Below are 23,417 nucleotides of genomic sequence, written 5' to 3' on the forward strand. Positions count from 1 at the left end.
GGCGGCACCGGCACGTGCCGCGCGTACGCGGGGAGGCGTGGTCGCGGGCACGTGCCGGTGATACCCCGGCTGTGCTATGCGGCGCCGGTGGGGAAGGTGTCGCTCTGGCCGTCAGGCCAGGTGACGGTGGCCGTGGGCGCGGTGGGGTGGAGCGCGAGGCGGGGTGCCGTGGGCAGCGTGCCGGGCGGGGTGGAGCCGAGGTACAGCGCGACGGCGTGGGGGGCGCCGGCGGATGCGGCGGCCTCGTAGACGGGCGTCGCACTGTGCGTGCCGTAGGGATTGACGTCCTGCGCGCGGTGCAGGGTGACCGTCGCGTTGAACGCGGGGTACAGCACGAGCAGTGCGCTGGTCAGCCCGTCCGCGCGGCGCGTCAGGCCGTGGTCGCCGGAGGGCGCGGCCGCCCCCGCGAGGGTGTGCCCGGGGATGCGGACCGGGTCGGAGCCCTTGGCGTGCACGACGCGGACCTCCCAGGGCCCGTTGACCGCCGAGGCGGTCGTGATGCCGCCGGAGCGGGACAGGGCGGTGCGGCCCGTGAGCGAGAGCGGCTCGACGGGTGTCTCGCGGTCCGGGTCGGGCCCGTCGTAGTCGGGCGCGGCGTGCGTGGAGTAGGCGCGGCGGCTGTAGACGTGGTGGTAGGGCGGGGTGTGGTCGGTGCCGTGGTTGGAGATGCGGACGACGCCGTCCGACGCCGTGCCGGAGACGAGCCAGCCGGGTACGGGCAGGGCGCGCGTGAAGTCGCCACGCTCGACGGGGAGGTCCTGCTCCTGCGCGGTCCACACGGGGTGGTCGGGCGGGAGGAGCAGCCCGGTGAAGCCCTTGCTGGCCCAGTAGGGCGAGGCGGGTCCCGAGTACGGCTGGCGCACCGGCTCGAAGCGGCGGTGCCAGCCGAGGGAGAGCAGCCCGTTCTCCTCGGTGGCGCCACGGTCCAGGAAGTAGCGCAGCATGCCGCTGGCGGCGCGGCGGGTGAGCCCCGGCGGCAGCGGGTTCGCGTCGAACAGCGCGCCGTTGAAGAACGGGGCGGCGGCGGCGAAGCGGTACGTCAGCGACCGTCCCTGGAACAGCGGCGCCCCGTCACCGCCGACGAGGTAGGGCGCGGCGTCCTGGAGGAACGCACTGAGCCGTTCCCGGTAGCGGGCGGACAGCGCGGCGGTCTCGGGGGTGTCGCCGGTGATGCGGCAGTACCACAGCGGGTACAGGTGCATGGCCCAGGCGTTGTAGTGGTCGTAGTTCCGCTCGTCGCCGTCCGAGTACCAGCCGTCGCCCCGGTACCAGCCGTCGGTGGCGGCGACGGCGCGCTCGATGTCGGCGGTGGAGTACGGGGCGCCCACGGAGCGCAGGAACGCGGCGACGACCGCGCGGAACCACACCCAGTTGTTCTGCGGGACGTCGATGCCGGACATCTGGGAGAGCCAGGCGACGGCGCGCTCCCGTACGCCGTCGTCCAGGCGGTCCCACAGGACGGCGCGCGTCTCGTGCAGGGCGAGGGCGACGGAGGCGGCCTCGACGCGTGCCTGCCCGATCTCCTCGGGCGTGGGCCAGCGTTCGGGCGAGGCCGGGTCCGTGCCGGCGGCGATGCCGGTGGCGTACGGGGCGACGACCGGCTCGGGGTCGGCGGCGTGCGCGGCGCGGAAGGCGGCCAGGAGGAACGTGCGCGCGTACCCCTCCAGGCCGTCGCTCCAGCGCCCTGAGACGCTGGCCGGGCCCGGCAGGTCGAGCAGGGAGCCGCTGGGGGTGGCGTACGGGCGCACCGCGGCGAGCATGCTGTCGGCGGCCCACTCCCAGTGGGCGCGGGTGTAGCCGGTGCGCGGGGAGAGCCGGTGGTCCTCGGGCGGGGCCGCGCTGTGGGGGAATGGGCTGTGGGGGGAGGTGCTCAACGGATGCCGCCTTCCGTCAGGCCCGCGCGCCAGCGGCGCTGGAGCGGGATGAACAGCAGGATGAGCGGGATGGTCGCGACGGCCGAGCCGACGACGACCATGCGCGTGTAGTCGGGGTTCTGCCCGTCGGCGGAGCTCCAGGTGAACAGGCCCTGGCCGATGGTGAAGAGGTCGTTGTCGGTGATCATCACCAGGGGCAGGAAGAAGTTGTTCCAGATGGCGATGAACTGGAACAGGAAGATGGTGAGCGCGCCGGGGCCCATCAGGCGCAGGCCGACGGAGAAGAAGGTGCGCAGTTCGCTGGCGCCGTCGAGCCGGGCGGCCTCCAGCAGTTCGTCGGGTATGGCGCCGGAGGAGTAGGCGCGGGCGAGGTAGACGCCGAAGGGGTTGACCATCACCGGGATCAGGACGGACCAGTACGTGTCCGTCATGTGGATCTCGGACATCATCAGGTACAGGGGGACGACGATCGCGGTGTGCGGGATCAGCACGCCCGCGATGACGACGGCGTACCACTTCTCGCGGCCGGGGAACTGGAACTTGTCGAAGGCGTACCCGGCGGCGACCGACAGCAGCGTGGCGATGGCGGCGCCGCCCAGTGCGTAGCCCGCCGTGTTGAGTATCCAGCGGGCGAAGACGCCGTCGTCCTGGCGGAAGAGGTCCGCGACGTTGTCGAAGACGTGGAATCCGGCGGAGGGCGAGAAGCCGTTGGCGCTGTACAGCTCGGGCAGTGTCTTGGTGACACCGAAGACGAGCCAGACGAGCGGCATCAGGGTGTAGATGGCGGCGATGGCGCACAGGATCGTGGCCGTGGAGCGGCGCAGCCACCAGGCGTTGCCGTGCTGTTCCGGCCGGGAGTCGCGGGGTGTGGCCTCCGGGGCGGGGCGCCCGGTGGTGAGGACGTCGGTCATCGGGCGCTCCTCCGGTTGGCGAACGTGGTGACGGCGAAGGAGAGGACTCCGGCGAGGACGGCGATCAGCACGGAGACGGTGGCGGCGTAGTGGTAGTCGTTGCTGTTGAAGGCGGACGAGTAGGCGAGCATGTTGGGTGTCCAGGTGCTGGTCACCGAGCTGTTGCCGGAGGCGGACATGATCTGCGGCTCGGTGAACAGCTGGAGGGAGCCGATGATGGTGAAGAGCGTCGCGACCATCACGGCGGGGAAGACCTGCGGCAGTTTGACGGACACGGCGGTGCGGATCTCGCCCGCGCCGTCGATGCGCGCGGCCTCGACGGTGGCCTTGGGGATGGCCTGGAGTGCGACGTAGATCAGCACCACGTTGAAGCCCAGTGACTGCCACACGGCGATGTTGACCAGCGAGCCGAGGACACCGCCGCCGTTGAGGAAGTCGGCCTGTATGCCGATCGCGTCCAGTGCGTCGACGATGGGGCTCAGGCCGGGGGTGTAGAGGTACACCCAGACGATCGCCGCGATCAGTCCGGGGACGATGTGCGGCAGGAAGAGGACCGTCTGGAAGAAGCGGCGCGCGGCCGTCATCGCGCTGTCGAGCAGCAGCGCGAAGAGGGCGGCGAGCGCGATGAGCAGCGGCACGTAGATCAGGCCGTACAGCAGGACGCGGCCCGTGCCCTGGAGGAACTGCTCGTCGGTCAGCGCGCGCGTGTAGTTCTGCAGGCCCGCGAAGACGCGCTGCGGGCCGTCCCAGCCGATGCCCTCGTAGCGCTCGCGGAAGAAGCTGAGCCACAGCGCGTAGAGCATCGGGCCGATGTAGGTGAAGACGAACAGCGCGAAGAAGGGGCCGAGGAGCAGCAGTACGCCGCCCCGCCTGCCGCCGCGTCCCGTGGTGCCTCGCTCCGTCGCGCCGGTGCGGGCCTGGGTGCCGGTGATGGATGCCATGACTGTCCCTGTCGTTCCTCTCCGTCGGGCCGGGGTCGCCCCGTCAGCCCGTCACCTCGTAGCCGCGCTGGCGCATCTGGTCGAGCATGTCGTCGTGCCAGCGGCGCAGCGCGGCGGTCAGGCCGCCGGGTGAGCCGACGGTGGCACCGGTGCGGTCGTTGAGGCGCTGGAAGCCGTTGGTCATGTCGGGACCCCACTCCCAGGAGGGGTCGATGCTGAGGGCCGCCTCGCGGGCGACGGCGGTGAGGTCCATGCCCTGGACGTACGGCATGGCCGCCTCGGTGGCCTCGCCCCAGGCGTCGGCGAGGCCGAGGTTCGCGGGGAAGGCGGTGGACATCGTGGACGCGGCCGCGACGGCGTCGGGGGAGGTGGAGACCCAGCGGGCGAACTCCATGGCCTCGTCCGGGTGGGGCGAGCCGACGGGGAGCGTCATGACGGAGCCGCCGTAGTTCCCGGCGCGCGGCTGGCCGTCCCAGGTGGGCAGGGGGACGACGCCCCACTTGCCGGCCAGGTCGGGCACGAAGCGGGAGAGGTTGGCGGCGCTCCAGGGTGCGGCGAGCAGGGTGAGGGAGGTGCCGGCGTTGAGGTCGTTGATGTGCTTCTCGGCGTACGTCGGCTCGGCGTTGACCAGGCCGTCCTCGATCATGCCGTCCCAGTACTCGGCCATGCGGCGCGTGGCCTCGTCGTCCGTGTCGAGGGTCCAGGTGCCGGTGGAGGTGTCGAACCAGTTCGCGCCCGCCTGCCAGGCGAGGCTGGAGACGAGTCCGGCGTCGGCGGTGCTGAACGTGGTGATGGCCGCGTCCGGGTCCAGTTCCTTGAGCCGCTCGGCGGTGGCGCGGTACTCGTCCCAGGTGGCGGGCGGTTCCAGGCCGTACTCGTCGAAGAGGTCGGAGCGGTAGAACAGCACGGTGGGGGCGACGTCCTTCGGCAGGCCGTAGACCTCGTCGCCGAGCGCGGCCTGGCCCCAGGCCCACTCGGGGTACTGGTCGGCGAGGTCCGCGACGCCGTAGCGGGTGATGGGCTGGATGACGTTCTGCGTCACGAAGCCGGGCATCTGCGGGTACTCGACCGTGGCGACGTCGGGGGCGCGGCCGGCCCGGACGGCGTTGAACATCTTCGAGTAGCCGCCGGACGTCCCCGCCGGGATCTGCTCGAAGTTGACCTGGATGTCGTCATGCGTGGCGTTGAAACGGTCCACGATCTCCTGCGAACCGGCCACCCATGACCAGTAGGTGATCTCGGTCGGACCGTCGGCGCCACCGTCGGCCAGCCCGCAGGAGGCGAGCATCAGGACCGAAGCCGCCGCCGCGACAATGCGTCGGAGCACGAGGCACCTCTCCTTCGTTGGCGTTGTGCCCCAGCACACTGACCCAGCTACGACAATCAGTCAATAGAAACGATCAGTTTCATCCATCAACATCCACGAGCAGCCATGAACATCAACGAACGTGCACTAAGCTTCATGCAGCATCGAGAGAGGACGCGGGACATGGCCGACATGCTCGTGGAACAACGCCAGGAGCTGCTGCTGCGCGAGCTGCACGCCACCGGTGCCGTACGCGTGGCCGAACTCGCCGAGCGCTTCGGCGTGTCCACGGGCACGATCCGCCGCGACCTCCAGGAGCTGGCCGACCTCGGCCGCCTCACCAAGGTCCGCGGCGGCGCCATCCCCGTCGAACGCGCCGCCCCGCCCGCGTCCCCCTCCGACGCCGAACCGGCGGCACCCGCGGCCCCCGAGCCGGCGCCCCCGGCGGCCGACCGCACGCTCGGCCTGCTCGTGCCGTCCGCGACGTACTACTACCCGGGCGCGATCGCCGGGGTCCGCGAGGTCGCCGCCCGGCGCGGCGCGCGCGTCGTCATCGGCCTCACCGACACCGAACGGCCGCGCGACCTGTCGCAGATCGAGGAGCTGTGCGACTCCGGCGTGGCCGGACTGCTCGCCGCCACCACAGGACCGCACCACGTGCCCGAGGCCACCCTCGCCGCGCTGCGCGACTGCGGGCGCCCGTTCGTGCTGATGGAACGTCAGCCGCTCGACGAGTACGAGCCCTGCCAGTACGTGATCACCGACCACCGCCAGGGCGCGTTCCTCGCCGTGAAGCACCTGCGCTCGCTCGGCCACGAACGGGTCGCGCTCTACATGACCCAGACCCCCACCGCGCCGCTGGTGCACGAGGGCTGGGCGGACGCGGTGCGGGCGCTCGGCCTCGACCAGGCGGCGCCCGCCGTCGACGCCGGGTACAACCCGCTCGGCTCGGCGCGCGCGACGCGGCAGTACGACGCGTTCATCGACGCCTGCCTCGACGGGAAGGTGCGGGCCGCGCTGGTGCACTCCGACCACGACGCCGTGGAGATGCTCCAGCGGCTGCGCGCCCGCGGCCTGCGCTCGCCCGAGGACCTGGCGCTGATCGCCTACGACGACGAGATCGCGGCGCTGGCCGAGGTGCCGCTCACCGCCGTCTCCCCGCTCAAGCGGCAACTGGGCGTGCTGGCCGCCGAGATGCTCCTCGACCAGCTCGACGCCGACCCGCCCGCGCCGCGCCGCGTGACGATCCAGCCCCGGCTGATCGTCCGGCGCTCCTGCGGGGGCGTGGCGGAGGAGTGACGCGCACGGTGACGGTCCGTCAGATGTTGGGCCTTTAGCCAGAGTCGGGCTCCTGGTGCGGGGTCCACCAGGCCAGGACCCCGGCGAGGCCGAGCGCGAGCGCCACCCCGACGCCGAGGTAGCGCGCGTGCCCTTCGAAGCCGCCGTGCAGGCTGAACGCGGCCCGTGGCGCGCCGAGGAGGCCCCCTACGGCCGGACGCGGGCGGGCCGCTTCACTGGCCCACCCGGCCGTCGACGCATTCGCGCAGCAGGTCGGCGTGCCCGCAGTGGCGGGCGTACTCCTCGATGCGGTGCACCCACAGCCCCCGGGCGGTGTCGCCGTCCCGGCAAACTCGTGCGCCGAGGTCGAGATGCGCGGCCAACGCCGCGTCGGTCGCGGCCTGTTCACGGGCCAGATCGGCGAACGCGCCCTCGACCAGCTCCTGTCGCGGGACCGCACCGTCGAAGTCGGCGTCCCGCGGCCCGTACAGCCTCGGCGCGGGCTCCTCCGAGACGATCCAGCCGCGCCAGTCCCGCTCGACCTCGGCGAGATGGCGGACGAGTCCGAGCAGCGACATCGTGGACGGCGGCACGGACCGGCGCGCCATCTGCTCCGCGTCGAGCCCCTCGCACTTCAGCCGCAGCGTCAGCCGGTAGTCCCGCAGGTACTCCCGGAGCGTCGCCAACTCGCCGTCCGGCGCCACCCCGTCACTGTCGCGGGGGTCGTCGTCGGGGTCCACCCACATGTCGGGGTAGACATTCGCCTTGCTCCACCGTTCCGGCACCTCGGTCACCCTCCGCAGCCTGGAATACACCGGTGCGCTCCGCAAGGGATTTCCCGGCACGCTCACCGCTCCTGCACGCCCGTGTGGACGTGCGCCGCCCAGCGCGTCACCAGGCGCGGGGTGACCTCGCGCGCCGTGCGCACCGCCTCGTGCAGCGCGAGCGCCGTGTCGCCGTGCGCCCGGCGCGCGGTGTAGAAGTCGCGCGCCAGCCGGTCGGCCGCGCTGTCCTGCACCTGCCACAGCGTCGCCACGACGTGCCGGAACCCCGCCAGCCGGAACGCCGACCCCAGGTGCACCGCCTCGTCCGCCAGGTCGTCCGTGCCCAGCCCGGTGGAGCAGGCCGACAGGAACGCCAGCTCCGCGTCCCGCACCCGCAGCCGGTGGATGTCGCTGATGAGCAACGGCTGGTCGTCCAGCACCAGATGGCCCACGGCGGGACGCGCCCGGTCGAGGTGCGCGTGGCAGGCGAGATGCGCCAGCCCGCCCGCGCGCAGGCCGTCGAGGACCCGTTCGCGCGTCGCCTCCCTGCCCGTCAGCACGCGCCCGCCGATCTCGCCGGTGACGAACGCGGCCTCCGCCAGCGCCCCCGGCAGCGGGCGCGCGCCCGGCGCCTCCGGCACGGCCACCACCAGCGCCGGGAGCCACGTGTCCTCCGACGCGCGCGGCACGGCTCGGGCGGCGCGGATCGTCGGCGTGTACGAGGACACCACGCGGTCGAGCACGGCGCGGTCGCCGTCGTGGTGCCCGGCGGCGTGCAGCGGCAGCGCGGCGAGCGCGCCGGTGGGCGACCACCACACGCGCGGCCAGGGCGTCCCGTCCGGCGGGGGCGCCGCGTATCCGAGGGCGTCGAGGACGGGCCCGGCCACCGTGTCCCACAGCCAGGCGAGCGTGTCGCGCAGCGACTCCTGCGCCTCCACGCGCGCCGGGCGGCGGACGGCGGGGTCGTGCGCGGCGGCCGTGTCGCGGGCGAAACGGCGGGCGCGGTCGTCGAGTTCGGCGGGGCGCAGGGCAGTGAGGGGGACGACGCGGAGGCCGGTGGTGTCGAGGACGAGCGCGTCGCAGCGGTGCTCGCTCACGTTGACGGTGACGACGGGCCCGGCCGTCGTGTGCGCGGCGAGCCGGTCGGCGGTGGGCGGGCGCAGGAAGTCGGCGAAGCCGGGCAGGGCGCGGACGCGGGCGACGGCGTCGCGCCGCTCGGCGCCGAGGCGGTGGCGGCGGTCGGGGTCGTCGAGGCGGGAGTTGAGCGCGTCGCGGACCCGTTCGAGCGTGTCGGCCAGGCCGGGGGCGACGGCGCGCAGGTCGGTGGTCTCGCGGTCGAGTTCGAGTGCGGTGGTGAGGAGGATGGCGCGGCCGTGTTCGAGGAGTTCGAGGGCGCGCGCGTCCTGTCCGGCGTGGAGGGCGGCGGCGGCCGCGTCGCGCGTGACCTGGAGGCGGCCGGAGAGCAACTCGGCCCGGTCGGCGGCGCGCAGGTGCGCCGGGGCCAGCTCGGGGAGCACGGCGACGGCCCGCGCGTACCCCTCCGCCGCCGTCGCCCAGTCCCCGGCGCGCGCGGCCCACTTGCCCCAGTTCCGGCCGGCGCTCAGGCGCAGTTCCGGCTCGGCCTCCTCGGTGGCGGTGAGCGCGCGGAGGGTGGCGACGGCTTCGGGGAGCAGTCCCGGTTCGCCGTGGTCGGTGGCCCGTTCGCCGAGGACGAGCCCCAGGTTGAGGAGGGCGGCGGAGCGGGTGCCGGGCCTGGCGGTGCCCTCGGCGGCGGTGCGGTAGGTGTCGGTGATCTCGGCGAGGAGGGCGCGGTCGCCGGTGAGCAGGTGGCGTTCCTTCAGGGCGGCGCCGGTGTTGATGAGGATGTTGGTACGGGCGGCCGGGGTGGACGGCAGGGTGGCGGCCGCGCGGAGCAGGGCGGTGGCCTCGTCGAGTTCGGGGGTGCCGGTGACGGCCGTGCCGGTGGCGACGCGGTGGCGGTGCAGGTGGAGGAGGGCGACGGCCAGGTCGTCCAGGTGGTCGGCCGTGGGGCCTTCCGGGTCGGTGTCGCGCAGGAGCCGTACGGCTTCGGTGAGATGGGCGGCGTGCGGGTCGTACGCGTACCGGGTCAGGAGGGCGCGGCCGAGCGCGCCCCCGGAGCGGCGGCGGGCCGCCTCGTCCGGCGCCGTCGCCACCGCCTCGCGGGCGGCGGCCAGCGCCTCGTCGGCGGCGGCGCGGTCGGACGTGCGCTGGTGGCGCCGCAGCAGCATCTCGCTCAGCTCGGCGAGCCGCCGCGCGCGGTCCGCGTGCCCGAGCAGCCCGGACACGCGGACGGCCGAACGGACGGCGCTGATCGCGGAGTCGAGGGCGTCGTCGTCGGGGGCGGCGAGGTAGCGGGCGTAGTGGGCGCGGGCGAGGAGGCTCCAGCGCTCGGGGACGCTGAAGTGGTCAGGGGGGAGCGCGTCGATCGCCGCGCGGAGGAGGACGATCGCCTCGTCGAGGTCGGCGGGGTCGTCGTCGCGCTGGCCGCGCAGGGAGAGGGCGTGGCCGAGGAGGCGGTCCACCTGGACGGGGTCGGCGTGCGCGCCGGACGGCGGGGCCAGGGACCGCAGGACGGCGACGGCGCGGTCGAGATCGGCGGGCCGCGGGGTGCCGTAGTCCTGCCGCATCACCAGGGCCGAGCACAGCAGGAGGGACGCGATGCCGTGCTCGGGCGTGTACGCGGTGAGCGCGGCCATGGCGTGGTCGAGCGTGTCGGCGGCGTGGTCGAGGACGATGTGCGGGTCGCGGCCGGGCGGGGACACCGGGAGGGGGAGGGAGCCGCGTTCCGCCTCGGGGATGCCCTGGGCCGCGACGTCCGCCATCGCCTGGCCCGCCTCGGCCGCCGCGCGCCGGGGGTCGCGGCGGGCCTCGGGGGTGCGGGCGAACAATGCGGCGACGGGCGGGGGCAGTTCACCGCGCGACCTGCCGTGGCGTGACGTGTCGAAGAGGCAGAGCTGGCTGAGGGCCGCCTCGTACGGGGCGGCGGCACGCTCGTGCTCGCCGCGCGCGGTCAGCGCCTCGAACTGGCACCAGTGCAGGCGGCCGACGGCGAGCACGTACGCCTCGCCGGTGGCGCCGAGGCCGCCGCGGCCGGGGAGTTCCCTGATCAGGCGGGACGCTTCGAGGTCGGCGTCGACGGTGAGGACGGCGTCGGCGTCGCGGGCGCGTTCCCAGGCGCCGGCGCGCGCCCGGACGGCGGCGAGGAGGGGCGAGACCGTCTCGCGGCGGCGGAACATCGTCAGCCTCTCGACAAGCCGATGGCCTTGAGCACTTCCAGGAAGCGGGGGGTGACCTTGAGGACGTGGGGGTCGTCCTTCGTTCCGCTGTGGGGCGCTCCCGGTCCCATGGCGGGGATGGAGATCGGTTCGAGGACGCCGTCCGACCACCACAACAGGTCGGTGGTCAGGCGCCGTTCCTCGCCGCCGGGGCGGGCGAGCAGTTCGCGGCCCGCGGCCTGGAGGTAGGGGCCGAGGGTGAAGAGGTCGGCGCCGGTGATGGCCCAGTACAGCAGGACGTCCGTGCGGGGCACGGAGACCAGGGCGCCGTGCGGGGCGCCGCCGGTCAGCTCGTCCAGCCGCAGGACGTGGGACGCGGTCCACTCCCCCGTGCCGGTGAGGACGCGGCAGCCGGAGCCGGGCTCGCCGAACTCGTTGTTCTGGCACGGCTCGCGGTGCAGGTTGTGCGTGGTGAGGGCCCACAGCTCGTCCGGGGAGACGTCCCAGTGGGCGAGATGCGCGGTCTCGACGGTGAAGGTGCCCCCGTCGGTGACGAGGCAGGGGACGGCGGTCAGGCCGCCGCCGAGGTCGCGGGCGGCGCTGCGGCCGGTCGTTCCCGGCAGCAGGTCGCCGGCGCGCTCGACGCGCGGCAGGAGGCGGTGGCGTACGGTGTCGAACGGGCCGTCGAGCAGGCGCAGCCCCTCGGCCACGGCCGCGTTGCGCCGCTGGAAGACCTCGGCGAGCGCGGCGGGCCACAGGGCGCGCGGGTGGTCGCGTAACTCGGCTGCGAGCGGCGCCAGTTCGGTCATGTAGGGCTGCCCCTCGCGCGTGTGGCCGCGCGCGTACGGCTGGTCCCCCTCGACGCGGACGCCGTCACCGCGCTCGTCCCTGACCGACTCCTCCACCAGCGCGCGGAACGCGTCCCACTCGTCCGGGCTGAACCACGCACACCACCCGGGCACGGCGGAACTCCGCCCGGCACGCCGTCGGAACAGGCTCATCCGCACAGGGTAAGTCGCCCAGCGCGCACATGACATGACTTTGCACAATCATCGCCTGCGGCGGGGACGCGGCGACGGGGACGGCGACGGGGACGCGACTGTTTCGGAACCGGGACCGGGGCGTCCCGGTGGTCGGGTAGCTTGCCGGGGAGTGGTCGGTGGGTGCGCGTTCGGTGAGGGGTGGAGGGCGATATGGAGCCGCTGGCGGCGGGAGACCCCGTAAGCGTGGGTGATTTCGTGTTGCGCGGCCGCCTCGGCGCCGGGGGGATGGGGAAGGTGTTCCTCGGCCGGTCGCCCGGCGGGCGGGCGGTGGCGGTGAAGGTCGTCCATCCGCATCTGGGGCAGCAGGCGGAGTTCCGGCGGCGCTTCCGCCTGGAGGTCTCCGCCGCGCGGGCGGTGGGCGGGGCGTTCACGGCGGCGGTGGTGGCGGCGGGGCCCGAGGACGACACGCCGTGGGTCGCGACCGTCCACGTCCCTGGCCCGACGCTGGCCCAGGCCGTGAGCACGGCCGGGGCGCTGCCGGAACGCTCGCTGTGGCCGCTGGCGGCCGGGCTGGTCGAGGCGTTGCAGGCCATCCACGCCGAGGGCCTGCTGCACCGCGACCTCAAGCCGTCGAACGTGCTGCTGGCGGCGGACGGGCCGCGCGTCATCGACTTCGGGATCGCCCGCGCGATGGACGCCACGGCGCTGACCGAGACCGGCGTCACGATCGGCACGCCCGGCTTCATGGCCCCTGAGCAGGCCGAGGGCGGCGAGGTGGGCACGGCGAGCGACGTCTTCTCGCTCGGCGCCGTCCTCGCGTACGCCGCGTCCGGGGCGGAACCGTTCGGCCAGGGACCGCCGTTGGCGATCCTGCACCGCGTCGTCACCGGGGCGCCGCGGCTCGACGGGCTGCCGGAGGCGGTGCGCGCCGTCGTCGCCGCGTGCATGGCCAAGGACCCGGCCGACCGGCCCACGACGGCGCGGCTCCTCGACCTGATCACCGCCCACTGGGACCCGCCGCTCGACTTCCCCACCGCCCAGCCGTGGCCGCAGGCCGTGTCGACGCTGATCGACGCGCACGCCGCCCCCACCGCGACCGCTGCGCCCGCGCCGGAGACGGAGAAGGAGACCCAGCCCGACGCCCGGGCGGCGGCGGCGCGCCTGGTCGTCGAACGGGAACACCTGCTCGGCCCCGACCACCCCGACACGCTCGACGCCCGCAGCCGCCACGCGAGCGCGGTCGGCGAGGCGGGCGACCACGCCCAGTCGGCGCGCCTGCACGCCGAGCTGGTCGTCGCCCGGACCCGCGTCCTGGGCGCGGACCACCTCCACACCCTGCTGTCGCGCCACCACCACGCCTGGGAACTCGGCGGGTCGGGCGCGCACGCCGAAGCCGCCCGCCTGTACGCCGAACTGGCCATCGACTCGGCACGCGCCCTGGGCCCCGACCACCCCGACACGCTGAGCGCCCGCTCCGTCCACGCGTCCTATCTGGGCAGGACGGGCGAGCGCGCGGAGGCCGCCCGGCTGCTGGCCGAGGTCGTGGCCGACCGGACGCGCGTCCTGGGCCCCGACCACCCCGAGACCCTGCACACCCGCCGCAATCACGCCGGTGAACTCGGCGAGGCGGGCCGCGCGGTGGACGCCGCCCGCCTGTACGCCGAGCTGGCGCGCGACTACGCCCGCGTCCTCGGCCCCGACCACCCGGAGACGCTGAACGCCCAGGCGAACCACACGCGTTACCTCGGGAAGGCGGGCGAGCACACGGAGATGGACCGGGTGTGGGCCGACCTGGTGCGGGACCACGAGCGTGTCCTGGGGCCCGACCACCCCACGACCCTCGCTGTCCGCCACAATCACGCCCGTTTCCTGGGGGAGGCGAAGCGGCACGCGGAGTCGGCACGTCTGCACGCCGAGGTCGCCGCCGCGCGGGCACGCGTCCTGGGCCCGGACGCCCCCGACACCCTCTTCGCCCGCGACTTCCACGCCTACGAACTCGGCGAATCCGGCCAACACGCCGAAGCCGCACGCCTGTACGGAGAACTCGCGCACGACTACGCCCGCGTCCTCGGCCCCGACCACCGCGACACCCTCAACGCGCGCAACCACCACGCCCGCTTCCTCGGCAGGACGGGTGAGCACGAGGAAGCCGCCCGGCTGTGGGCACAGCTGATCCCCGACTACGAGCGCGCCCTGGGCCCCGACCACGCCGAGACCCTCACCGTCCGGCACCACTGCGCCCGCCTCCTCGGAGACATGAAGAAGCACGCGGAGTCGGCACGTCTGCACGTCGAGGTCGCCGCCGCGCGGGCGCGCGTCCTGGGCCCGGACGCCCCCGACACCCTCTTCGCCCGCGACTTCCACGCCTACGAACTCGGCGAATCCGGCCAACACGCCGAAGCCGCGCGCCTGTACGGGGAACTCGCGCGCGACTACGCCCGCGTCCTGGGCTTCGACCACCGCGACGCCCTCAACGCGCGCAACCACCACGCCCGTTACCTCGGCAAAGCCGGTGAGCACGCGGAAGCCGCCCGGCTGTGGACGCAGGTGATCCCCGACTACGAGCGCGTGCTCGGCCCCGACCACGCCGAGACCCTCACCGTCCGGCACAACCACGCCCGTTTCGTCGGCGAGAACGGGGACCACCGCGAGTCGGCACGCCTGCACGCCGAGGTCGCCGCCGCGCGGGAACGCGTCCTGGGCCCGGACGCCCCCGACACCCTCTACGCCCGCGACTTCCACGCCTACGAACTCGGCGAATCCGGCCAGCACGCCGAAGCCGCGCTGCTGATGGCCGAGGTCGCGCAGGACTACGCCCGCGTCCTGGGCCCCGACCACCGCGAGACCCTCAACGCGCGCAACCACCACGCCCGTTACCTCGGCAAGGCGGCCCAGTCACACCCCCGTTCGACGTAGGCCGGACGGGGTAGCGGGAGGCGCGACCGCGGCCCGACGCGCCGGAGCCCGGCGGCGCCTAGCGTCGGCCCCATGAGGATCTCGGTGGTCGGAACGGGCAATGTCGGGCGCGCGCTCGCCGGTGCGTGGGCGCGGGCGGGCCACGAGGTGGTCCTCGGGTCACGGCGGCCGGAGGACCCGGAGCTGCGCGGCGGGCCCCTGCCGGTACGGGACGTGGCCGCGGCCGTCGCCGACGCCGAGGTGATCGTCAACGCGACGCCTGGCACCGCGTCCGTGGCGCTGCTCTCCTCGGTCGGCGCGGACGTGCTGGCGGGGAAGACGCTGCTGGACGTGGCGGTGGGCTTCGGCGAGGACTGGTCGCTGTCGCATCCGGTGGAGAGCCTGGGCGAGGAGATCCAGCGGACGTTCCCGGCGCTGCGGGTGGTGAAGGCGCTGTGCACCGTGGACTCGTCGGTGATGGTCGCGCCGGGCTCCCTCGAAGGCCCGAGCACGCTCTTCCTGTCGGGCGACGACGCGGCGGCGAAGCGTACGGTGGCCGCGCTGCTGCGCGACCTCGGCTGGCCCGCCGACTCGCTGCACGACCTGGGCGGGATCGCGACCGCCCGGGGCCAGGAACACTTCGCGCTGCTCTTCATCGGCATCGCACAGTCCCTCGGCTCCTACGCCTTCAACATCCGCGTGGTCCCCCCGGCGGAGGACTGACCGCTCAGCGCCCGCGCCGGAGGGCCACCAGGGCGGCGGCCGCGACGACGGCCGCGCAGCCGCAGGCGAGCGCGGGGAACGTGCCGCCGCCGCGCAGGGACAGCGTGGCGTTCGCCAGGGCACCGGCCACCAGGACGGTCCACAGGAGCAGGCGGATCAGGACGGACATGGGGCGGCTCCTCTGCCGGTTCACGTCAGGGGGCGGGCACCGTGCAGGCGGCCGAGGTGGATGAGGACGTCGTGGCCCTCGGCGAGGACGTACTGCCGGTAGGGGTCGTCGGGGTGTCCGATGTCCCGGGTGGGGCGCGGGGTGGCGAGCCACGCACGGGCGGGGGCGGGGACCGTGCGCGGGTCCAGCAGGACGTCGCGGTGCCCGGCGAGGCGGGCGGCCCGTTCGAGGGTCTCCTCACTGCTCCCCCGTTGTGGGGGCGGGAAGGCCGTCGTGGCCCAGCGGCCGTCGGGGCCGGTGTCCACGCGTTCGCCGTGGCCGAACGTCGTGCCGATGGCGAGGTAGTCGCGGCCGAGCCGCTCCCGGAGGAACGCGCCCTGCGTCGTCGGGTAGTAGTCGGGGTCGTAAGTGGCGTACGCGGTATGGCCGTTGTGCGCCGAGACGAGCACCTTGCCGCCGACGTGGCGGTGCCACCAGGCGACGTTGTGGGCCATCAGCGCGTCGCGGCGGCGCAGGGCCTGCCGGTGCTGCGCGTGGTCGCTGAAGTCGGTGGCAAGCAGGGCGGTGGTCTCGGCGATGTTCCAGGCGTGCTGGGCGGCCCAGGCGTACGGGGTGGCGGCGGGCCGGCCGGGCGCGGGGAGGCGTTCGGCGGCGCGGCGTGCGAGGCCCGCGAGCCGTTCGCGGTCCGCCGGGGGCAGCGCGGCGAAGTCGGCAGCGGTCGGGCGGGCGCGCAGTTCGCGATAGCAGTCCTCGAACTCCGGCAGGGCGTGCGGGCGGTAGCGGCCCACGTATGCCAGGACGCCGTCGAACAGCGCCTCGCCCAGCCGGGGTTGTGACAGGTCGGCGCCCACGAACCGTACGGGACGCCGTTCATGCCGCCGGTTGTGCTCGCGCATCCACCGGAACAGCGCCAGATACTCCTCGACGTGCCAGGGCCACGCCCCGCCGCCGAACTCGTCGTCCATGATGCGGCGCGGATCACCGCTCCCGCTGCGCACGTACGCGTCGAGGCGCAGGCCCGCGCTCCAGCTGACCTCAAGCGCGAAGGCCGTGAAGCCCTTCTCCGCCACGAGGTGGCGGAAGACCCGATGCTTCAGCTCGTACAACTCGTGCGCGCCGTGGACGACTTCGCCGAGGCCGACCACGGGCGCGTCCCCGATCGCCCGGCCCAGCGGCCTCAGGTCGTCCAGGGGACGGGCGGCGCGGGCGAGGGCATGCGTCACGTCGGCGTCCCGGGCGCGGGCGCCGGGCGCGAGGGGCAGCGCCGTCAGGGCGGGCAGGGCGAACGCGCCGAGCGCGGCGCGTCGTGTCAGGGGGGTCATGCGGCCGTCCGGTGTGCTGGTATCTCATGTTCTCGGTGCGGGACCCACACTCCCCGCCACGACCACCACGAACCATCCAGCCGCCCGCCCGATCAGCACTACAGCGGGCTGTACCCCCTCACTTGAGGTCGATCTCGGCCCAGACGGTCTTGCCGACGACGAGGGGTTCCGTGCCCCAGCGGGAGCAGAGGCCGCCGACGAGGAGGAGGCCGCGTCCGTACTCCTGGTCGTCGGCGGGCTGGCGCTGCTCGGGGAGGCGTTCGGTGCGCGGGTCGGTGACCTCGATGCGCAACGTCTCGTCGCTGCGCAGCAGATGCACCCGGAACATGCGTCCGGACACCCGGCCGTGGAAGATCGCGTTGCCCGCCAGCTCACTGACGATGAGCGCGGCATCCCCCGCGACCTCGGGCAACCCCCACTCCTCCCCCACAAGCCGCGCCGTCCGCACCCGGGCCAGCCGCACACTGCGCGGCAACGGCGTGTAGGTGAGGCGGTCTTCGCGGAGGACGCCGTTGGGGTCGGGCACGGAAGAGGGCACGTTCACGCGATCACACCTTCGCACTCGTGGTGATTCACTGAACACCGACCGTATCGGCGACCTTCGATCGCATCAAGTTTTCGCGCAGAAAATTCTCTGCGAACGGACGTACGGCGGGGGAATCACTTTGCCCGGATGACCACGCATCCCGTAGTAATGAGGCCATGACAGGTGATCGGGCGAACCGCGGAGCCACGGTGTCAACCGTCCTGGGCCGCAGGCTCGGCGGTGAGTTGCTGCATCTCCGCGAGGCGCTTGGCCTGCGCCAGAGTCATGCCGCCGAGGCGCTGTCCGCATCTGTGGCCAAGGTCGCCAAGATGGAGAACGGCCTCGTCCCCATGCGCGACCCCGACATCCGGGCCCTGTGCAGCGCCTACGGCGTCACGGACGCCTCGACCGTCGATCGCCTGTGCAAGCTGGCGAGCCTGGACAGGGACCGCCGCAAGGCAAAGGGGTGGTGGCGCAACTATCTCTGGGAGGGGCCGATGAGCGAATACCTCGCCATGGAATCCGTCGCCACCCACGTGCGCGCCCTGCAGGTCTCGATCATCCCCGGGCTTCTTCAGACGCCAAGCTATGTCCGCGCCCTCTTCGACAGCGAAGAGAAAATCGATGCCGAACCCTCGAAGGTTGTGGACATCAGGCGGGAAAGACAGCGTCGGCTCGAAGGGGAAAACCCGTTGACCTTGCATGTTGTGATGTGGGAAGCAGCATTGCGGCAAACGGTCGGCGGGTCGGACGTCATGCGCGGGCAACTCGACCACATGGTCGAGATGGCGGCGCGGCCGAACATACGGTTGCAGATCATCCCCTTCGCGTCGGGCAACCGTGGCCGTCCCATCAGCGCCTTCAACATCCTCACCTTCGACCGCACCGACGCCCTTGACGTCGTCTACGCCGACAACATCAATTCGTGCATGTGGGCGGAAAACGAAACCGATAGCCTCGCATACACGCGCCACTTCCACTCCCTGGCGGAGGCAAGTCTCGATGAGCGGGATTCGATTCGCCTGATCGAAGAAATCCGAAAGGACATGTGACCGCGTGGGCCAGTTCCATTTTGTCAAGTCCACATACAGCCTCCCGGACCCGAACAAAGAGTGCGTCGAGGTTGCGATCGATGTCGCGGCGAGTGTGGCCGTGCGCGACTCGAAGGTTCCCGCCGGGCCCGTCGTGCGGGTGGGGGCCGGGGCGTGGGCGGCGTTTCTCCGGGAACCCCCCACCCGTCAGACCCTCGGGTAGCGGTCCAGCCAGGCCGGGGAGGAGTCGGCGGGGGTGTGCAGGGCTTGGCCCTGTGTCATTTCCATCGCGAAGTCGTCGGCCAGTTCCAGGATCGTCGGGCGGCCCTCCAACTCGGCCAGCCATGCCGGGGGGAGGGCCGTTTCGCCGTGGAGGGCGCCGAGGAGGTTGCCGCAGATGGAGCCCGTCGAGTCGGAGTCGCCGCCGTGGTTGACGGCGAGCAGCAGGCCGTGGGCCATGTCCTCCGCGACCAGCGCGCAGTAGACGCCCATGGCAAGGGCCTCCTCCGCCACCCAGCCCTCCCCCAGCGACTCGACGCGTTCGGCCGAGGGGAGGCCCTGGCGTACCGCGCCGAGGGCCTGTTTCAGGGCGGCCGTCGTCTCCTCGTGGCCGGGGCGTGCGGCGAGCAGGACGAGGGCCTTCTGCACGGCCGTGTCCAGGTCGTCGCCGAGCACCAGCGCGTGCACGATCGCGGCGAACGCCCCGGCGGCGAGCTGGCCCGTGGGGTGGCCGTGGGTCTGGGCGGCGCATTCGACGGACAGTTGGAAGACGAGGGGCGCCTCCCAGCCGACCAGCAGGCCGAACGGCGCCGACCGCATCACCGTGCCGCAGCCCTTGGAGTCCGGGTTCTTCGGCCGCTCCACCGTCCCCATCACGGCGTCGCCGAGGCCGACGAGGCACGCGTTCCCGGGGGCGCGGCGCGCGTACAGCCACTCCTGGCGGGCGAGCCAGCCGTCGTGGGGGCGGCGTTCGTCGGGGCCCCAGTCGCGCTGCGTCTGGTACCAGCGGCGGTAGGCGGCGTGCAGGTCGGTCGGCGGGTGCCAGGCGCCGGTGTCGCGGCGTACGTGCGCCCGTATGAGCCCGTCGACGGTGAAGAGCGTCATCTGCGTGTCGTCGGTGACGGCGCCGCGCCGCCCGTACGCGGGCACGTAGTCCGTGACCCCGGTGGGGCCGTGCGCCGCGCGGATGGCCTCCAGGGAGTCGAACTCGATGCCCGCGCCCAGCGCGTCGCCTATCGCCCCGCCCAGCAGGCAGCCCCGCACTCGGCTGCGGAAGTCCTGCTGGTCGGCGCGGCCCCACAGCCGCCCGCCCCCGGGGGTGCTCACGCGCCACCGCCCAGGACGGGCAGCAGCTTCGGCAGGCGGCCGTCCGCCTCGGCCGCGCGGGCGGCGCGCTCCGGGGCGACCTCGCCGTACGTGGTGGTCCGCAGGCGGGACGGGCGGCCCGCCTCGTCGGCTATCGCCCGCAGGTCGGCGACGGAGCGGTAGGACCCGTAGGAGGAGCCCGCCATGCGGGAGATGGTCTCCTCCATCAGCGTGCCGCCGAGGTCGTTGGCGCCGGAGCGGAGCATCTCGGCGGCGCCCTCGGTGCCGAGCTTCACCCAGCTGGTCTGGATGTTGGTGATGTGCGGGTGGAGCAGGAGGCGGGCCATGGCGGTGACGGCGCGGTTGTCGCGCGCGGTGGGGCCCGGGCGGGCGATGCCGGCCAGGTAGACGGGCGCGTTGGTGTGGACGAACGGGAGGGTGACGAACTCGGTGAAGCCCGCGACGCCCTTCTCCTCGTTCCGCCGCTGCATGTCCGCCAGGGTCCGCAGGTGCCCGAGCCAGTGGCGCGGCTGGTCCACGTGGCCGTACATCATGGTGGACGAGGACCGTATGCCGAGTTCGTGCGCCGTGCTCACGACGTCGATCCACGTGTCGGCGGGCAGCTTGCCCTTGGTGAGGATCCAGCGGACCTCGTCGTCCAGGATCTCGGCGGCGGTGCCGGGGATGGTGTCGAGGCCGGCCTCGCGGGCCGCCGTCAGCCAGTCGCGGACGGACATCCCGGTGCGCGTCGCGCCGTTGACGATCTCCATGGGCGAGAACGCGTGGACGTGGATGCCGGGGACGCGTTCCTTCACGGCGCGGGCGATGTCGAAGTAGGCGGTGCCGGGCAGGTCGGGGTGGATGCCGCCCTGCATGCAGACCTCGACGGCGCCGACGTCCCAGGCCTGCGCGGCGCGGTCGGCGACCTGGTCGAGGGAGAGGCTGTACGCGTCGGCGTCGGTGCGGCGCTGGGCGAAGGCGCAGAAGCGGCAGCCGGTGTAGCAGACGTTGGTGAAGTTGATGTTGCGCGTGACGATGTACGTGACGGTGTCGCCGACGACGGAACGGCGCAGGTCGTCGGCGACGCGGCACAGGGCGTCCAGCGCGGGCCCGTCCGCGTGCAGGAGGGCGAGGGCCTGGTCGTCGGTGAGGCGCGTGGGGTCGTCGGCGGCGACGGCCAGCGCCGCGCGCACGTCGGTGTCGATGCGCTCGGCGGCCTTGCCGGGGGCGGCCAGTTCGGCGAGGGCGGCCCAGTCGCCGTACACGTCGTCGAAGTCGTCGCGCCGGTCGGAGGTGCGGCCCTCGGTGTCGATGGTGCGGTGCAGGTCGGTGCGCCCGGCGGCGGTCAGCGGCTCGTCGGGCTCCTGCCAGGGCAGGCCGCGCGGCATGGCGTCGGGGCGGGCGAGCCCGGTGTCGGGGTCGGCGAGCGCGGTGACGTGCGGCAGCAGGCGGGGGTCGAGCCACGGTTCGCCGCGCTTGATGAACTCCGGGTAGATCGTGAGCCGTTCGCGCAGGTCGAAGCCGACGGCGGCGGTGCGGGCGGCCAGGTCGTCGATCTGCGGCCAGGGGCGCTCGGGGTTGACGTGGTCGGGGGTGAGCGGGGAGACGCCGCCCCAGTCGTCGATGCCCGCGCGGACGATCAGCGCGTACTCCTCGTCCACCAGGTTCGGCGGGGCCTGGATGCGGGCGGCCGGGCCGAGCAGCAGGCGGGTGACGGCGATGGCGGCGGCCAGTTCTGACAGCTCGGCGTCGGGCATGGCGCGCATCGCCGTGTCCGGCTTGGCGCGGAAGTTCTGGACGATGACTTCCTGGATGCCCCGGTATGTGCGGGCGGCGGCGCGTATCGCGAAGACCGACTCGGCGCGCTCCTCGTACGTCTCGCCGATGCCGATCAGCAGGCCGGTGGTGAACGGCACGTTGGACCGCCCGGCGTCCTCCAGGACGCGCAGCCTGACGGCGGGCTCCTTGTCGGGCGAGCCGTGGTGCGGGCCGCCGGGCTCGGACCACAGGCGGGTCGCGGTGGTCTCCAGCATCATGCCCATGGACGGCGCGACGGGCTTGAGGCGCTGGAAGTCGAGCCAGGACATGACGCCCGGGTTGAGGTGCGGCAGGAGACCGGTCTCCTCCAGCACGCGGACGGCCATGGCCCGTACGTACGCGAGCGTGTCGTCGTACCCCTCCGCCTCAAGCCACTCGCGCGCCTCGGGCCAGCGGTCCTCCGGCTTGTCCCCGAGGGTGAACAGCGCTTCCTTGCAGCCGAGCGCCGCGCCCTGCCGCGCGATGTCGAGCACCTCGTCGGGCGACAGGAACATGCCGTGGCCCGCGCGGCGCAGCTTCCCCGGAACGGTCACGAACGTGCAGTAGTGGCAGCGGTCGCGGCACAGCCTGGTCAGGGGGATGAACACCTTCTTGGAATAGGTGATCACCCCCGGCCGGCCCGCCGCTTCGAGGCCCGCGTCCCGCACCCGCGCCGCCGCGCCCGCGAGCCGTTCGAGGTCGGCGCCGCGCGCCTGGAGGAGGACGGCGGCCTCGGACACGTCGAGCGCGACCCCCGTCTCGGCCCGCCGGAGGGCGCGGCGCATCGCGTTGGCCGTGGGGACAGAGGGACTCGTAGTCATCCTCCGAGCATAGAAGCGGGCTGTGACATCCGGACACGGTGCCTCGGGCCGCGATGCGGCCGCAGCGCTAGCCTCGCGGTGTGGATTTCGCAGGAGCGAGCGGAGCGGGCAGCGAGACACGGACCGTGCGCGGGCATCTGCCGCCGGGGGCGCCGGACTTCGTGTACGTGCCGGTGCGGGTGCCGCCGGGGGTGCGGCGGCTCACGGCCGCGTACCGGTACGACAGGCCCGAGGTACCGCCGGGGACGTACGGGAACGGCCTCGACATCGGCCTGTTCGACGCGCGCGGCACCGGCCCCGAGGGGTTCCGCGGCTGGTCGGGCGGGGCGCGCGACACGTTCACGGTCGGCGCGGCGGGCGCCACCCCCGGCTACCTGCCGGGCCCGGTGGACGCCGGGACGTGGCACGTCGTCCTCGGCCCGTACACCGTCGCGCCCGGCGGCGTGGACTACGAGCTGACCGTCACGCTGGACTACGGCCCGCCCGAGGACGCGCCCGCGCCGCCCGCGTACCCGCCGGAACGCGCCGCCGGGCGCGGCCGCGCCTGGTACCGCGGCGACTGCCACCTGCACACCGTCTACTCCGACGGCCGCCGCACCCCCGCCGAGGTCGCCGCCGCCGCACGGGCCGCCGGGCTCGACTTCCTCACCACCACCGAGCACAACTCCCCCTCGGGCCATGGCGCGTGGGACGGCCTGTGGGGCGACGACCTGCTGATCCTGTGCGGCATCGAGGTGACGACGCGGAACGGGCACTGCCTCGCCCTCGGCGTCGAGCCCGGCACGTTCCTCGACTTCAGGCACCGCGCCCGCGACACGTCCTGGGCCGCGACGGCGCGGGACATCCGCGCGGCGGGCGGCATCGTCGTCCCCGCCCACCCGCACGCGGCCTGCGTCGGCTGCTCCTGGCGCTTCGGCTACGCGGACGCGGACGCCGTCGAGGTGTGGAACGGGCCGTGGACCCCCGACGACGAGGCCGCCCTCGCCACGTGGAGCGGCCTGCTGCACGCCCGGGACGACGGCCGCTGGCTGCCCGCGATGGGCAACAGCGACAGCCACCGCGAGCCGCAGGTCATCGGCCTGCCGCAGACCGTCGTCCTGGCCGACGAGTTGAGCCGCCCGGCGATCCTGGCGGGCCTCGCGGCCGGGCGCAGCTACCTCGCCGAGTCGGCCGCCGTGACGCTCGCCCTCAGCGCGACGGACGCGGCGGGCGCGACGGCCGGGATCGGCGAACGCCTCGCCACCGCGCCGGACGCGCCCGTGACCGTACGGCTCGACGTGACCGGCGTACCGGGCGGGACGGCGCGGCTCGTTACCGACCAGGGGGTAATTCTCGGTGTCCGGCTGCCCACCTCAGGTAGCGGTACGGTGATGTGGCACACATCGGCCGCGGCGACCGCGCACGTACGGGCCGAGGTGCGCCACGGGGACGAACCGGCAGGGGCCATGGCCGGGATGACCAATCCCGTCTTCCTCCAGGGAGCTTGAGGCCGATAGACTTCCACGTTCGCCCCATACGTTAATGAGGTTGAGAAG

General features: G+C 73.7%; 18 protein-coding genes. 6 read left to right on the top strand and 12 right to left on the bottom strand.

Annotated elements, in window-relative coordinates; all coding sequences use genetic code 11:
• Positions 1-74: 74 nt before the first annotated feature.
• The 4 genes from ACIBPC_RS18765 to ACIBPC_RS18780 are packed head-to-tail and all read right to left on the bottom strand — an operon-like array spanning position 75 to position 5,053.
• The gene (locus ACIBPC_RS18765) at positions 75-1,874 is read right to left on the bottom strand and encodes a DUF2264 domain-containing protein (RefSeq protein ID WP_398845983.1); all 1,800 of its coding nucleotides are present in this window, start codon (positions 1,872-1,874) and stop codon (positions 75-77) included.
• Positions 1,871-2,785 (bottom strand): carbohydrate ABC transporter permease, encoded by a 915-nt coding sequence (locus ACIBPC_RS18770; protein ID WP_362958558.1) that lies wholly within the window; start codon positions 2,783-2,785, stop codon positions 1,871-1,873. The genes ACIBPC_RS18765 and ACIBPC_RS18770 overlap by 4 nt, the downstream gene beginning before the upstream one ends.
• Entirely contained in the window at positions 2,782-3,726 is a 945-nt protein-coding gene (locus tag ACIBPC_RS18775; protein ID WP_398845984.1) for a carbohydrate ABC transporter permease, read from the bottom strand. Before ACIBPC_RS18775 ends, ACIBPC_RS18770 begins: the two co-directional genes overlap by 4 nt.
• 43 nt (positions 3,727-3,769) lie before the next feature.
• Positions 3,770-5,053, bottom strand: a complete 1,284-nt coding sequence (locus tag ACIBPC_RS18780) for a sugar ABC transporter substrate-binding protein (RefSeq protein ID WP_362958564.1) — start codon at positions 5,051-5,053, stop codon at positions 3,770-3,772.
• 135 nt (positions 5,054-5,188) lie between these two features.
• Between ACIBPC_RS18780 and ACIBPC_RS18785 the strand changes: the two genes are divergently transcribed.
• The gene (locus ACIBPC_RS18785; protein ID WP_398845987.1) at positions 5,189-6,331 is read left to right on the top strand and encodes a substrate-binding domain-containing protein; all 1,143 of its coding nucleotides are present in this window, start codon (positions 5,189-5,191) and stop codon (positions 6,329-6,331) included.
• A gap of 212 nt (positions 6,332-6,543) precedes the next feature.
• On the opposite strand, the gene ACIBPC_RS18790 is transcribed toward ACIBPC_RS18785, so the two are convergent.
• The 3 genes from ACIBPC_RS18790 to ACIBPC_RS18800 are packed head-to-tail and all read right to left on the bottom strand — an operon-like array spanning position 6,544 to position 11,311.
• Positions 6,544-7,104: a DUF664 domain-containing protein gene (locus ACIBPC_RS18790; RefSeq protein ID WP_398845990.1), complete on the bottom strand. Its 561-nt coding sequence runs from the start codon at positions 7,102-7,104 to the stop codon at positions 6,544-6,546.
• Between the two features lie 53 nt (positions 7,105-7,157).
• On the bottom strand, positions 7,158-10,331 hold the full coding sequence (locus ACIBPC_RS18795) for a CHAT domain-containing protein (RefSeq protein WP_398845992.1): 3,174 nt from the start codon (positions 10,329-10,331) through the stop codon (positions 7,158-7,160).
• A 2-nt stretch (positions 10,332-10,333) separates the two neighbouring features.
• Complete coding sequence (locus ACIBPC_RS18800; RefSeq protein WP_398845995.1) at positions 10,334-11,311, bottom strand: hypothetical protein; 978 nt, start codon at positions 11,309-11,311, stop codon at positions 10,334-10,336.
• A gap of 225 nt (positions 11,312-11,536) precedes the next feature.
• Here ACIBPC_RS18800 and ACIBPC_RS18805 point away from each other — a divergent pair, with 225 nt between their 5' ends.
• Together ACIBPC_RS18805 and ACIBPC_RS18810 are read left to right on the top strand one after the other, a co-directional pair.
• Positions 11,537-14,209 carry a tetratricopeptide repeat protein gene (locus ACIBPC_RS18805; protein ID WP_398845997.1) on the top strand — a complete coding sequence of 891 codons (2,673 nt, stop codon included), beginning with the start codon at positions 11,537-11,539 and terminating at the stop codon, positions 14,207-14,209.
• Between the two features lie 72 nt (positions 14,210-14,281).
• Positions 14,282-14,911 carry an NADPH-dependent F420 reductase gene (locus ACIBPC_RS18810; RefSeq protein ID WP_398846000.1) on the top strand — a complete coding sequence of 210 codons (630 nt, stop codon included), beginning with the start codon at positions 14,282-14,284 and terminating at the stop codon, positions 14,909-14,911.
• Positions 14,912-14,915: 4 nt separating this feature from the next.
• On the opposite strand, the gene ACIBPC_RS18815 is transcribed toward ACIBPC_RS18810, so the two are convergent.
• From ACIBPC_RS18815 to ACIBPC_RS18825, 3 genes are all read right to left on the bottom strand, one after another.
• A complete protein-coding gene (locus ACIBPC_RS18815) occupies positions 14,916-15,080 on the bottom strand; it encodes a hypothetical protein (RefSeq protein WP_398846004.1) in 165 nt (54 codons plus the stop codon).
• 20 nt (positions 15,081-15,100) lie between these two features.
• Complete coding sequence (locus ACIBPC_RS18820; protein ID WP_398846005.1) at positions 15,101-16,402, bottom strand: erythromycin esterase family protein; 1,302 nt, start codon at positions 16,400-16,402, stop codon at positions 15,101-15,103.
• A 118-nt stretch (positions 16,403-16,520) separates the two neighbouring features.
• Entirely contained in the window at positions 16,521-16,946 is a 426-nt protein-coding gene (locus ACIBPC_RS18825) for an ATP-binding protein (protein ID WP_398846007.1), read from the bottom strand.
• Positions 16,947-17,137: 191 nt separating this feature from the next.
• On the opposite strand from ACIBPC_RS18825, the gene ACIBPC_RS18830 reads away from it, so the two are divergent.
• Together ACIBPC_RS18830 and ACIBPC_RS18835 are read left to right on the top strand one after the other, a co-directional pair.
• A complete protein-coding gene (locus ACIBPC_RS18830) occupies positions 17,138-17,980 on the top strand; it encodes a helix-turn-helix domain-containing protein (RefSeq protein ID WP_398846008.1) in 843 nt (280 codons plus the stop codon).
• A 4-nt stretch (positions 17,981-17,984) separates the two neighbouring features.
• The gene (locus ACIBPC_RS18835) at positions 17,985-18,182 is read left to right on the top strand and encodes a DUF397 domain-containing protein (RefSeq protein WP_398846010.1); all 198 of its coding nucleotides are present in this window, start codon (positions 17,985-17,987) and stop codon (positions 18,180-18,182) included.
• Here the strand turns inward: ACIBPC_RS18835 and ACIBPC_RS18840 are convergent.
• Both ACIBPC_RS18840 and ACIBPC_RS18845 read right to left on the bottom strand, forming a co-directional pair.
• Positions 18,167-19,285: an ADP-ribosylglycohydrolase family protein gene (locus ACIBPC_RS18840; protein WP_398846013.1), complete on the bottom strand. Its 1,119-nt coding sequence runs from the start codon at positions 19,283-19,285 to the stop codon at positions 18,167-18,169. The genes ACIBPC_RS18835 and ACIBPC_RS18840 overlap by 16 nt on opposite strands.
• Entirely contained in the window at positions 19,282-21,882 is a 2,601-nt protein-coding gene (locus ACIBPC_RS18845) for a bifunctional FO biosynthesis protein CofGH (protein ID WP_398846015.1), read from the bottom strand. Before ACIBPC_RS18845 ends, ACIBPC_RS18840 begins: the two co-directional genes overlap by 4 nt.
• Before the next feature lie 80 nt (positions 21,883-21,962).
• Here ACIBPC_RS18845 and ACIBPC_RS18850 point away from each other — a divergent pair, with 80 nt between their 5' ends.
• Positions 21,963-23,369: a CehA/McbA family metallohydrolase gene (locus tag ACIBPC_RS18850; RefSeq protein WP_398846019.1), complete on the top strand. Its 1,407-nt coding sequence runs from the start codon at positions 21,963-21,965 to the stop codon at positions 23,367-23,369.
• The last annotated feature ends 48 nt before the right edge of the window (positions 23,370-23,417 follow it).

The sequence above is a fragment of the Streptomyces sp. NPDC049879 genome, assembly GCF_044461265.1.
Lineage (GTDB): Bacteria > Actinomycetota > Actinomycetes > Streptomycetales > Streptomycetaceae > Streptomyces.